12 protein-coding genes and 1 riboswitch are annotated in these 11,992 nt (G+C 67.8%); of the genes, 7 read left to right on the forward strand and 5 right to left on the reverse strand.

Features of this window, described 5'->3' with window-relative positions:
- The first annotated feature begins 26 nt into the window (after positions 1-26).
- Positions 27-218: riboswitch (cobalamin riboswitch) on the forward strand.
- A 150-nt stretch (positions 219-368) separates the two neighbouring features.
- Genes AC3WJD_RS15280 through cobS form a run of 5 tightly spaced genes read left to right on the forward strand, consistent with a single transcriptional unit; the run spans position 369 to position 4,985 of the window.
- Positions 369-2,279, forward strand: coding sequence for a TonB-dependent receptor plug domain-containing protein (locus tag AC3WJD_RS15280; protein WP_492747553.1), 1,911 nt, complete (start codon positions 369-371; stop codon positions 2,277-2,279).
- 12 nt (positions 2,280-2,291) lie between these two features.
- A complete protein-coding gene (locus AC3WJD_RS15285; protein ID WP_492747555.1) occupies positions 2,292-2,699 on the forward strand; it encodes a DUF1636 domain-containing protein in 408 nt (135 codons plus the stop codon).
- Positions 2,696-3,712 (forward strand): nicotinate-nucleotide--dimethylbenzimidazole phosphoribosyltransferase, encoded by a 1,017-nt coding sequence (gene cobT / locus AC3WJD_RS15290; protein WP_492747556.1) that lies wholly within the window; start codon positions 2,696-2,698, stop codon positions 3,710-3,712. The genes AC3WJD_RS15285 and cobT overlap by 4 nt, the downstream gene beginning before the upstream one ends.
- On the forward strand, positions 3,709-4,275 hold the full coding sequence (locus tag AC3WJD_RS15295; protein WP_492747557.1) for a histidine phosphatase family protein: 567 nt from the start codon (positions 3,709-3,711) through the stop codon (positions 4,273-4,275). Before cobT ends, AC3WJD_RS15295 begins: the two co-directional genes overlap by 4 nt.
- The gene (gene cobS / locus AC3WJD_RS15300; RefSeq protein ID WP_492747558.1) at positions 4,272-4,985 is read left to right on the forward strand and encodes an adenosylcobinamide-GDP ribazoletransferase; all 714 of its coding nucleotides are present in this window, start codon (positions 4,272-4,274) and stop codon (positions 4,983-4,985) included. Before AC3WJD_RS15295 ends, cobS begins: the two co-directional genes overlap by 4 nt.
- Here the strand turns inward: cobS and AC3WJD_RS15305 are convergent.
- Genes AC3WJD_RS15305 through cobD form a run of 3 tightly spaced genes read right to left on the reverse strand, consistent with a single transcriptional unit; the run spans position 4,969 to position 8,352 of the window.
- Entirely contained in the window at positions 4,969-6,417 is a 1,449-nt protein-coding gene (locus AC3WJD_RS15305; protein ID WP_492747559.1) for a cobyric acid synthase, read from the reverse strand. The two genes, cobS and AC3WJD_RS15305, sit on opposite strands and share 17 nt — an antisense overlap.
- On the reverse strand, positions 6,405-7,334 hold the full coding sequence (gene cbiB, locus AC3WJD_RS15310) for an adenosylcobinamide-phosphate synthase CbiB (RefSeq protein ID WP_492747560.1): 930 nt from the start codon (positions 7,332-7,334) through the stop codon (positions 6,405-6,407). Before cbiB ends, AC3WJD_RS15305 begins: the two co-directional genes overlap by 13 nt.
- Complete coding sequence (gene cobD / locus AC3WJD_RS15315; protein ID WP_492747562.1) at positions 7,327-8,352, reverse strand: threonine-phosphate decarboxylase CobD; 1,026 nt, start codon at positions 8,350-8,352, stop codon at positions 7,327-7,329. Before cobD ends, cbiB begins: the two co-directional genes overlap by 8 nt.
- Positions 8,353-8,414: 62 nt before the next feature.
- Here cobD and cobU point away from each other — a divergent pair, with 62 nt between their 5' ends.
- Positions 8,415-8,942 (forward strand): bifunctional adenosylcobinamide kinase/adenosylcobinamide-phosphate guanylyltransferase, encoded by a 528-nt coding sequence (gene cobU, locus AC3WJD_RS15320; RefSeq protein WP_492747563.1) that lies wholly within the window; start codon positions 8,415-8,417, stop codon positions 8,940-8,942.
- A gap of 25 nt (positions 8,943-8,967) precedes the next feature.
- Here the strand turns inward: cobU and AC3WJD_RS15325 are convergent, their stop codons facing one another.
- Positions 8,968-10,146: a glycosyl transferase-like UDP-glucuronosyltransferase gene (locus AC3WJD_RS15325; protein ID WP_492747564.1), complete on the reverse strand. Its 1,179-nt coding sequence runs from the start codon at positions 10,144-10,146 to the stop codon at positions 8,968-8,970.
- 6 nt (positions 10,147-10,152) lie between these two features.
- A complete protein-coding gene (locus AC3WJD_RS15330) occupies positions 10,153-10,911 on the reverse strand; it encodes a competence/damage-inducible protein A (protein WP_492747565.1) in 759 nt (252 codons plus the stop codon).
- A 79-nt stretch (positions 10,912-10,990) separates the two neighbouring features.
- Between AC3WJD_RS15330 and AC3WJD_RS15335 the strand changes: the two genes are divergently transcribed.
- Positions 10,991-11,953 (forward strand): patatin-like phospholipase family protein, encoded by a 963-nt coding sequence (locus tag AC3WJD_RS15335; protein ID WP_492747567.1) that lies wholly within the window; start codon positions 10,991-10,993, stop codon positions 11,951-11,953.
- The last annotated feature ends 39 nt before the right edge of the window (positions 11,954-11,992 follow it).

Below are 11,992 nucleotides of genomic sequence, written 5' to 3' on the forward strand. Positions count from 1 at the left end.
GCTTGACCCCTGCCCCCGCCCCGCCTATGCGCCGCTCCGCGACAGGTTCCCCGGGGACGGGGATGAAAAGGGAACGGGGTTCGAAACCCCGGCTGCCCCTGCAACTGTAAGCGGCGAGCCATCGCGTCACATGCCATTGGGGGCCTGCCCCCGAGAAGGCGACGCGAACAAGGTGCTGACCCGTGAGCCAGGAGACCTGCCTGACGCAGTCGTCCTTCGTCCGGCCAGGGTGCGCCGAACGGGCGGGTCAAGAACCCGAGCGACGACATCGTGGCCGTGCCCTGCACGGACGCGGTGGTGCGTCTCAACAGCGCATCGGCGCGTCCCGAACGGGCATGGCGAACCATGTCCCAAAGGGGTTCTGACCGATGTTGAAGACCGTTTTTCTCTCTACCACCATATTGATCGCGGCGACGCCCGCGCTTGCCGAGCCGCTTCCCGACGCAACCACGCTGCCGGGCGAGGCGATCATCGTCACCGCGACGCGCAATCCGACCGGGACCGACAAGATCGCGTCGTCGATCACCGTGCTGACCAAGGAGTCGATCGACCAGGCGCAGGACATCGGCGTGACCGAATTGCTCGCGCGCACGCCGGGCATCAGCTTCACGCGCAACGGCGGCTATGGCACCGCGACGCAGCTGCGCATTCGCGGCGCCGAGACCGACCACACCGTCGTCGTGATCGATGGCGTCAAGCTCAACGACCCCTCCTCCACCGGCGGCGGATATAATTTCGCGAACCTGCTCGTGGGCGATATCAACCGGATCGAGATCCTGCGCGGGCCGCAGTCGATCCTGTGGGGCAGCCAGGCGATCGGCGGCGTCGTCAACATCGTCACCGCGTCGCCCGAGGAGGCGCTGGAAGCGAGCGCCGATTTCGAGGCGGGATGGCGCGAGACGGTCAGCGCGCGCGGCGGCATCGGCGGCAAGACCGGCCCGGTGGCGTGGCGCGTCGGTGGCCATGCCTTCACCACCGACGGCATTTCGGCCTATGCGCCGGGCACCGAGGACGACGGCTATCGTAATGTCGGATTGAACGGCCGCGCCAAAATCGCGCTGGCGGACAATGTGAGCGTCGATCTCCGCGGCTATTGGTCGCGCGGGCGCAACGAGTTCGACGGCTTCAACACCGACAGCCTCGAATACGGCGTGACCAGGGAATTCGTCGGCTATGCCGGGCTGAACGTGGCGCTGTTCGACGGGCGTTTCCGCAACCGCTTCGCCTATGGCTATACCGACACAAAGCGCGACAATTTCGATCCGGGCGGCAATCCCGATCACACCTTCGACGCCAAGGGGCGCAACGAGCGCATCGAATATCAGGGCACCTTCGACATCGCGGAGGGCTGGGTCGCGATCTTCGGCGCGGAGAATGAGCGTTCGCGCTTCTTCAGCGCATCTCCACCCTTCTCCGAGGCGCGCGGCAAGGCCGAGATCACCAGCTTTTATGGGCAGCTTTCCGCCGAACCGCTGTCTGGCCTGACGCTCACCGGCGGCGTCCGCCATGACGATCATAAGACCTATGGCGGCAAGACGCTGTTCCAGGCGGGCGCAGTCTGGGCGCTCGAGACGGGTACGATCCTGCGCGCGAATTATGGTGAGGCGTTCAAGGCACCCTCGCTCTACCAGCTCTTTTCGGAGTTCGGTAACACCACGCTCAGGCCCGAACAGGCGGATGGCTGGGAAGCGGGCATCGAACAGCACCTGTTCGACGACGCGCTGACGCTGGGCGCGACCTGGTTCGAGCGCGACACCGCCAACCAGATCGACTTCTTCTCGTGCTTCGGCACCGTCGGCGACCCGCTCTGCGTCGATCCCGCCACCGGATTCGATCGCTTCGGTTACTATGCCAACACCCAGCGCACGCATGCGCAGGGCGTCGAGCTGGCCGCCGCGGCGCGGATCGGCACGCGATTCACGGTTTCCGGAAACTATAGCTGGATCGAGGCCGAGAACCGGCTCGCCGGTCCCAATTTCGGCAACTGGCTGCCGCGCCGCCCGCGGGCGACCGCGAATTTCAATGCCGACTATGCTTGGCCCTTCGGCCTTTCGACAGGCGTCGCGGTGCGCTGGTCGGGCAAGTCCTATGACAATGCCGCGAACACCACGGTGCTCGACAGCTATGTGCTCGTCGACCTGCGCGCCGAGCACAAGCTCAGCGAGAATGTCAGCCTGTTCGGCCGCGTCGAAAACCTGTTCGACGAGGATTATGAGACGATCCGCAATTATGGCACGCTCGGCCGGAGCGTCTATGCCGGCGTGCGGACGCGTTTCTAGGAGAATGCACCTGTGCTGAAGCCCGTATCCCAAGGTCCGGCGATCGTGGTGTGCAGCACCTGCCGCCACTCGACCGAAAGCTGGGAGGATGCGGAGGGACGCACCGGCGGCGAAGCGATGGCGGCGGCGCTGAAAAGCGTCGCCGCCTCCGACCCGCGCTATCAGGGCATCGCGATCGAACCGATGCCCTGTCTTTTCGCCTGCACCCAGTTCTGCACGCTGCATATCCGCGCGCCGGGCCGGATCGGCTATGTGCTCGGCGGCTTGGCGCCCGACGAGGACGCCGCACGCGCGGTGCTCGACTATGCACTGCTCCATGCCCAAAGCGCCGAGGGTGAGGTCGGCTATGCGGAGTGGCCCGAGGGCGTGAAGGGGCATTTCATCGTTCGTATACCCCCCGAAGGATATGTCGCAGCATGAGCCTGTTTCCCGATGTCCGCACGTTTGAGGATGCGCTCGACGCGCTGCCTTCGCCCGACGCAGCCGCGATCGCTGCCGCCAGCGGACGACAGGCGCAACTCACCAAGCCCGAAGGGTCGCTTGGGCGGCTCGAGGAGATCGCGAATTTTTTCGCCGGCTGGCAGCGGACCCTCCGCCCCGCGATCACGCGCGGCCGCGCCGCAATCTTTGCAGGCAATCACGGCATCACCGCGCACGGGGTGAGCGCCTTTCCGCCAGCGGTGACGGTGGAGATGGTCCGCAATTTCGAGCGGGGCGGCGCCGCGATAAACGCGCTCGCGTCCGCCGCGGGGCTCGAACTGGTGGTGGTGCCGCTGGCGCTCGATCGTCCCACGCGCGATTTCACACAGGACGCCGCGATGGACGCGGACGAATGTCTGGAGGCGCTGTCGGCAGGCGCGGCGGTCGTCGAGGAGGGGCTCGATCTGCTCGTCGTCGGCGAAATGGGTATCGGCAACACGACCCCGGCCGCGGCGCTCGCCGCGCGCAGCTTTGGCGGCACCGCACGCTATTGGGTGGGGACGGGCACGGGCGTCGATTTCGAGGGCCTGGCGCGCAAGGTGCGCGTCGTTGATGCGGGGCTCGCCTGTCACGCCGACGCCCCGAAGACGCCCTTTGAGACACTGCGGCGGCTGGGCGGGCGCGAGATCGCGGCAATCGCGGGCGCGGTCCTCGCGGCGCGGCTCAAGCGCGTGCCCGTGCTGCTCGACGGCTTTATCACCTGTGCAGCCATTGCGCCGCTGGCGGCGGCCAATCGCGCGATCACCGCACATTGCCTTGCCGCGCATTGCTCGGCCGAACAGGGGCATCATGTACTGCTCGACCGGCTCGGACTCGAACCCTTGCTGCGGCTGTCGATGCGGCTCGGCGAAGGTAGCGGCGCAGCGGTCGCGACGCAGATCGTGCGCTCCGCGCTCGCCGCGCATGCGGAGATGGCGACATTCGCCGAGGCCGGTGTATCCGGGGGGCAATGACAGGCTTCGCGCTCCACCTGCTGCGCCACGGCGCACCCATGCTGACGGGCAGGATGCTGGGGCGCACCGATTGTGCCGAGACAGCCGAAGGCGTGGCGGCCTGCCTCGAGCAGTCCGGCGCCCTTGATTTCACGCGCCTGGTGAGTTCTCCGCTGCGGCGCTCGCTGGCCGCAGCAGAGGTGATCGGGCGTCGTGCGGGTCTTGCCGCCGCAATCGATCCGCGCTGGCGTGAGATCGATTTCGGCGATTGGGACGGACGGGCGGGCAGCGAAGTCGATGCCGGAGCGCTCGGGCGCTTCTGGGAGGATCCCGACACGCACGCACCCCCCGGCGGAGAGCGCTGGTCGGCGCTGACCGAACGCGTTGCGGCCGCGATCGACGATGTGCACGAGGACACGCTGGTGGTGACGCATGGCGGCGCGATGCGCGCGGCGCTCGCGGTGCTGTTCGGCTTCAACCAGCCCCAGCTCTGGGCGTTCGACCTCCCCTATACGTCATTGCTATCGCTGCGGATCTGGCCCGGCACGCCGCGCGAGGCGCGGATCATGGCGTTGTGGCCGTGAAGCGACTGATCTTCGCGCTGCAGTTCCTGACGCGACTGCGCGTACCGGCGGTGCGCAGCGTCACCACCGACGACTTTGCGGCCTCGCTGCGCTGGTTTCCGCTCGTCGGGCTGGTGATCGGATTGCTCGTGGCGGCCGCGGCATGGCTGGGTGCGCGCGTCGATCCTTGGACGGGAGCGATTGCCGCACTGGTCATATGGATCGCGGTAACGGGCGCATTGCACCTCGACGGGCTGTCGGACCTTGCGGACGGCATGGGGGCTGCGCATGGCGATCGCGCGCGACTGCTCGCGGTGATGGCCGATCCGCATATCGGCAGCTTCGGCGTGGTCGCGATCGTGCTGCAGCTCCTGGTCAAGCTGGTGCTGCTGCACGGCGCGGTAGTGGCGCAGGCGTGGACCGCGCTGGCATTGATCCCCTTTGCCGCGCGGATCGGTCCGCTCGTCTGGGCGCGCTGGCTGGAGCCGCTGCACCAAGGGCTCGGCGCGCGTTTTGCGGGTGCCATTCGCGTGCGCGACCTGCTCGGCTGGGGAGCCGTGCTCGCGGGCACGGCGATCCTTTCGCCTTCGCTGCTGGCGGCTCCATTGCTCATCGCGCATTTCGGACTCTGGCTGCACCTGCGTTTGGGCGGTATCAGCGGCGATTGCCACGGCGCGGGGATCGAGCTCGTCGAGGCGGGCCTGCTGCTCGCGCTTATCCTGACACTTTAAGCAAGGCGTCGATGTCGAGGTGCACCTCGAGCATCGCGGCGATCTCGTCGAGCGCGGTATCGACAGAGGCGGCATAGTCCGCGCCCGACGACGCGACGCCGATCCGCGCGAGCCATGCGGCGCGCTGGTCGGGGTGCGACAGCAAGCCGTGGACATAGCTGCCCGCGATCCTTCCATCGGCGCTGATCGCGCCGTCGCTGCGACCATCCGCGAAATGAGTGACAGGGCGCGCGCAGTCGGGGCCGGTGGTTTCGCCCATATGCATCTCGTATCCGTCGAGCGCTGCGCCAAGCGCGATGCCCGTCACATGGCGCAGCGCCTTCGCGGGCGTCAGCACGGTTTCGATATCGAGCAGGCCAAGGCCTTCGCCGCTTTCGGCGGCCCCCTCGATGCCCTGCGGATCGGCGACGCGCCAGCCCAGCATCTGATAGCCGCCGCACAGACCGAGCACATGCCCGCCGCGCCGGACATGCGCGCGCAGGTCGATGTCCCAGCCCTGCTCGCGCATCGCGGCGAGGTCGGGGATGGTCGCCTTGGAGCCGGGAAGCACGACGAGCCGCGCCTCGGCGGGGATCGGCTGGCCCGGCGGCACCATCACGAGTTCCACGCCGGGTTCGAGCTTGAGCGGGTCGAGATCGTCGAAATTGGAGATGCGCGGGAGGATCGGGCAGGCGATAACCACGCGCCCCTCGCCCGCCGGCTGGCGCCGTTCGAGGATCACTGCATCCTCGCTGGGCAGCCGCGCAGCGGGCGCGAGCCAGGGAACGACGCCGAAGCCGCGCCAGCCCGAAAGCTGCTCGATCGCGCGATAGCCATCCTCGAACAGCGCGGGATCGCCGCGAAACTTGTTGATGATGAAACCGCGGATCATTGCGGCGTCCTCCGGATCGATCACCGCGCGGGTACCCGCGATCGCCGCGATCACGCCGCCACGATCGACGTCGCCGATGAGCACCACGGGCACATCGGCGGCGCGCGCAAAGCCCATATTGGCGATATCGCCTTGGCGCAGGTTGATCTCGGCGGGCGATCCGGCGCCCTCGACGACGACGATGTCGCATTGGGCGCGGAGGCGTTCATAGCTTTCGAGCACCTCGCCCAGCAGGCCGCGCCGTGCCTCGCGAAAATTGTCGGAACCGAGCGTGCCGCGCACCTTGCCGTGGACGATGAGCTGAGAAGTGCGGTCCGCCTGCGGCTTGAGCAGCACGGGGTTCATGTCGGTGTGCGCAGGTACCCGGCATGCAATCGCCTGCGTCGCCTGCGCGCGGCCGATCTCCCCACCATCAATCGTGACCGCCGCGTTGTTTGACATGTTCTGCGGCTTGAAGGGGCGGACTGAAAATCCGCGATTGACGAGCACGCGACAGAGCCCGGCGACGAGCACCGACTTGCCGACGTCCGAGCCTGTCCCCTGCAGCATCAGAGCGCCCATGCGTAAACTCCCGCAATCGCCCACAGCAGGACGCAGGCGTGGCGATAGATCGTAAGCGCCGTCGTCATATCTTTGGTAGTCACCTCGTTTCGGCCGTCGCCGAGCCAGGGCTTGTCATGCACGACGCCGTCGTAAGCGATGGGGCCGCCGAGCCTGATATCGAGCACGCCCGCCATCGCCGCCTCGGGCCAGCCCGCATTGGGCGAGGCGTGGAGCCGCGCATCGCGTCGCATGATCCGCCAGCCGCCCCTGCCCGCAACGCAGATCAGCATGCCCGCGAGCCGCGCGGGAATCCAGTTGGCCATGTCGTCGAGCCGCGCGGCCGCCCAGCCATAGGCACGCCAGCGCTCCTCCTTGTGGCCGATCAGGCTGTCGGCGGTGTTGATCGCCTTGTAGGCATAGAGGCCGGGCAGTCCCAGCAGCATCAGCCAGAATGCGGGCGCGACGACGCCGTCGCAAAAGCTTTCCGCAAGGCTCTCGATGCCCGCGCGCGCCACACCGGCTTCGTCGAGCGCGGCGGTGTCACGCCCGACGATCATCGCGACGCTGCGACGCGCAGCGGCAAGATCGCCGCTTGCCAGATCACGCGCTACCGCCGCGACATGTTCGTGCAGGCTGCGCTGTGCCAAGCCGAGAACTGCGGCGATCGCAACTCCGATCCAGCCCCATTTGCCGAGCCAGGCCCAGAGCGCCTGTTCAACCGCGAGCGCCGCAGCGAATGTGCCGATGACGAGGATCGCGGTCGCGGTGATGCCGAGCGCGCGGCGATTGCGCCCCGGGCGGTTCCAGCGCCGTTCGCAAGCGTCGATGACGCGCGCGAACAGCCCCACGGGATGGCCGATGCGGCGATAGAGCGCATCCGGATAGCCCGTCGCGGATTCGATCGCGAGCGCGGCGAGCGCGACGGGCTCAACCATCGCCGAGCGCCTGTTCGAGCCGAGCCCAGCCCGCCGCGTTGCCGGGCAGCCCAAAACGCAACCAATGGTATGCATAATCAAAGGGGCGCGTCAGGATGCCGTGCCGGGCGAGCCGGGCAAAAACCTCGGGCGCCACCGTGCTGTCGACGAGCCGGAACAGCGGGCAGCCTCCGGTTGCCAGCAGGCCATGATCTGCGAGCATCGCATCAAGGCGCGCGGCATCGTCGCGCAGCCGCGCGCGCATCGCGGTAATCCACGGCTCGTCACTATAAGCAACCGTGCCGATGGCGATTGCGGCGGCCGAAAGCGGCCAGCTGCCAAGCCGGTGCCGTAGCGGTGCGAGCCGCTCGGGGCTGGCGCAGACAAAGCCGAGCCGCAGACCGGCAAGCCCGAAGAATTTGCCGAAGGAGCGCAGCACCACCACGTTGCCCCGCAAGTTTTCCGGAAGAACGGGGAGCAAGCCGATCGCCGGATCGATATCAGCAAAGGCTTCATCCACCACAAGCACGCCACCACGCATGGCGAGCCGTGATGCGATGGCGATCAGCGTCTCGACGTGCCAGATTCGCCCATCGGGATTGTTGGGGTTGGCGAGCAATATGGTCCCGCCACGCTCCGCCTCCGCGGCGAGCGCTTCGGGCGTGATCGCGCGGTCGCGCGCGGCCGCGGCGTGGGTGGCATAGCCGGGGGCGACATGGCGGACGGGGCCCGGCAACCCCAGCGTATCGAGCAGGCGCAGGCCGAGCTCGGTTCCGGGGACCGCGCAGACATGGTCGGCGGGTACTCCGAAATATCCCGCCGCGACGGCTTCCAGCGCGTCCAGCGCGGTCGGCTCCGGAAGCGTGCGCCAGTCGAATTTCCCCGCGCGCGCGGCATCCCAGCCATGCGGATTGATCCCCGTGGACAGGTCGATCCAGGGTAGCGGCGCCTCGGGGAAGGCCCTGGCGGCATCGCCCAGCCGGCCGCCATGCACACACCACGCGGCGAGATCGTTGTCGTGGCGTACGCTTTCGGCCATAGCAGCCCCTGTTCGCGATCACCGCGCGACAGGCAAGCCCGTGATGGAGTTTTTCGCGCACCATGTCAGTGCCCAAGCCTCTCCGTTCGCTGCTGGTGCTCGGCGGTGCGCGTTCGGGCAAGAGCTGGTACGCGCAGGCACGCGCCGAGGCGCTGGGGCTGCAGCAGGTCTACGTCGCGACGGGCGAGGCGCGAGACGCCGAGATGGCAGACCGGATCGCGCGGCATCGCGCCGATCGGGGGGAGACATGGCAGACGATCGAGGCGCCGATCGAACTGGCGCGGGCAATCACGGCACACGCCGCCCCCGGCACCGTGATGCTCGTCGACTGCCTGACGCTGTGGGCGTCGAACCTTATGCTCGCCGAGCGCGACACTGAACGTGAAACCGAAATACTTGTCGCGGCGATGGTGGATGCGGCAGGACCGGTCATCCTGGTTTCGAACGAGGTCGGGCTGGGTATCGTACCCGAGAATGCGCTGGCGCGGCGCTTTCGCGATGTCGCGGGCAGGATCAATCAGCGGGTCGCGGCTGCGGTGGACGAAGCGGTGTTCATCGCGGCGGGATTGCCCCTGGCGCTCAAGGGCTGAACTTGCCGTCATCAAGCCCCTGCGATCAGGCGGCGAGCGCGGCCACCACCTTCGCGACTTCCTTGTCAAGCGGCCGCCCCATCTGTGCATGAAAGCCCGGCGCCGCGGCACGGGCGCGCTGCGCCAGCGCGTCGTCGGCATAGAGGCGCCTCAGACTTTCGGCGAAGGGTTCGGCGCGGATCGCCAGCAGCGGCACCTCTCCGCCAAGCTCGAGCTTCACGACGCAATCGGCATAGCCGCGCTTTTCGAGGTCGTAATGCGTGATCACCAGCGGCAGTCCGCAGAGCAGCGCGGCGCTGACGAAGCCGTGCCCACCGTGTGACACGAGGATGCGGCTATCACGCGCGATCCGCTCGATCGGGACGGGATCGGGCTCGAAGGCGAAGCCCAGCCTGGTCAGGCGCTCGACAAGCGCAGGAGTGGCGCGCGGCACATGGACGCGCACGGGCAGTCCCGATTTCGCGAGACCATCCCACAGCGCGGCATCGGCCATCATCGCTTCGAAGCCATAGACGAAGACCTCCTCGCCCTGCCGTTCGGACGACGCCGGCACGCTGGCGCCGATAGAGGGCGCCACATGATCTTCCGCCCGCCCACCCGAATAGACATCAATCTCACGGAACGACGCGACGAGCGAGCGGTCGGAAGCGAATAATTGCGGCAAGGCCGCGAGCGGCGCGCGCCCAGTCGCCTTGAGCGCGGCGTTGGCCGCACTGAGCAGCGCTGCTTCGTCAAAGACCGGTCGGGCGCCGGTCAGGCTGGGAAACCGCGTCAGGCTTTGCGGGATGCGTTCGAAGCTGGTGCCGACGCCGATGCTCGGCACCCGCCCGGCGGTCGCCGCGAGCAGAGCCGGCGCGAAATCGGCGATCACGATAAGCGGGTCGATCGCCATGAGGAGCGAATCCCACGCGCGGATCAGGCCGGAAAGGCTTTCCGGCCGATCGAGCCCCAGCCGCGCCAATATGTCGCCCATAGTGGCGACGGGCGGCCCCGTGAGCCGCGAGGCATTGACGAGCAGACGCGGCCAGACCGGTCCCTGCCAGAGCGTGACACCAGCGGGCATGATCTCGGCGGCGCCATCGACATTCTGGAGCGCGGCGTGGATTTCATGCCCTTCGGCGATCAGCCGCGTCGCGATCTCCGCCAGACGGACGACATGCCCCCGATTGGCACCAAGCTCCCAACCGAGCAGGACACGCGCCAAGCGGCGTCAAATCCCGCCGGGAACGGGTTCGCGCCCCGCCATCGCGAGTTCGGCCGACAGATCGGCGCCGCAGCCGGCGAGCGCGGCGGCATCCGTCGAGCGGATCACGAAGTTGGCGCCGACGCGGCCGTCGCGGAAAAAGGGATAGCTGCCGATCTGGCATCCCTCATGCCGTTTTTCGACGGTGGCGAGCAGTTCGGCGACCTCGCTTTCTGGCACCCAGCAGCCGATCGTTTCAGAGAGCAGCGGATTGCCGCCCTCAAGCTTGCCCGATAGCGCATCGAGCATCATCGCGGTGATGTGGGGCACTCCGGCCATGATGAAGATATTGCCGATGCGGATGCCGGGCGCGCCCGACATGCGGTTTTCGATCAGGTCGGCGCCTTCGGGGACGCGCGCCATGCGCAGCCGCCCCTCGTTCAACCCCCCGCGTGTCGCGTAATAGCCTTCGAGCACCGCGCGCGCCTTGGGATGGATTTCGACGCCAATGCCGAGCGCCTCTGCGATCGCGTCGACGGTGATGTCGTCGTGCGTCGGTCCGATGCCGCCGGTCGTGAAGAGATAGTCGCTGCGCGCCCTGAGCGCGTTGACCGCCTCGACGATCGCCTCGGTCCGATCCGCGACGACGCGGACCTCGGTCAGCCGGATTCCCTGAAGATTGAGCCAGAGCGCGATCTGGCTGACATTCCTGTCCTGCGTCCGGCCCGACAGGATCTCGTCGCCAATGATGACGAGGCCGGCGGTCCAGATGCGTTCTGCTGTCATGCGCCCTCCCCTATCACCGCGCAGGTGCAAGTTGAAGCGGACACGCGACATCGCCGCCGCATTGCGATAAACTGCTGCAATGGCAGGCGGACTCGCGATCGTACTGAGCGGCGGCGGCGCCAAGGGCGCGTTCCAGGTGGGCGTGCTCGACGAGCTTGTGACCCGCCGCGGCGTGCGCTTCGACATTTTCGCGGGCGTCTCGACAGGCGCGATCCAGGCGCTGGGCGGGGCGCAGGACGACATGCCCGGGCTGCTCGCAGCCTGGCTGGCGCTTCGGGGCAATGACGATGTGTACAAGCAAAGGCCGCTGGGCGTGGTCGGTGGGCTGCTCGGCGCCAGTTCGATCTACGACGCGACGCCGATCCGCGCGCGCATCCGCATGTTCGCAGACGAGGCGAAGCTGGCGGCGGCGGGTCGCAAGCTGCTGCTGGGCGTGGTCAATCTCGGAACGGGGCAGTTCCGCAGCATCGACGAGAGCGTGCCCGGCATCGCCAACTGGGTCTATGCCAGCGCCGCGATGCCGCTGTTCTTCCAGCCTTTGAAGACGCGCGACGCACAGGGGCGCGACGAACAATGGGTCGACGGGGGCGTGCGCAACGTGACACCGCTCGACGCCGCTATGGAATTCAATCCGCGTGCGGTGCTGGTGGTGCGCGCATCGCCAGCGCCCGTGGCGGGCCGGCGACGTACTTTTGGCAATCTGATCGAAATCGGGCTGCGCGCGGTCGACATCCTGCAATCCGAGGTGTCGGTGAACGACACCGGCAACGCGATGCTGATCAACGACCTGATCGCAGCCCGCGAGGCGCAGGTGCGCGCGCTCGCCCGTGAGGGGCTTACAGGGCCGGCCGCCGCGCGCGTGCTGAGCCCGCTCGACACGCAGCTTTCGCGCTATCGCTTCGCGCCGATCCGCATCATCGAGCCGCCGCGCGAGGTTTCGGACACGCTCGAGTTCAAGCCCGCCAAGATTCGTGCCGCGATCGAGCTCGGTCGCAGGGCGGTTTCGGACCAGTGGAGCACGCTCGAGCCGTTCCTCGCCTGAGGCTCGCAAAACGCGTTGCCATGTCTTATATGACGCCAT

The organism is Sphingobium sp. FW306-1B-F04DB, from assembly GCF_058781925.1.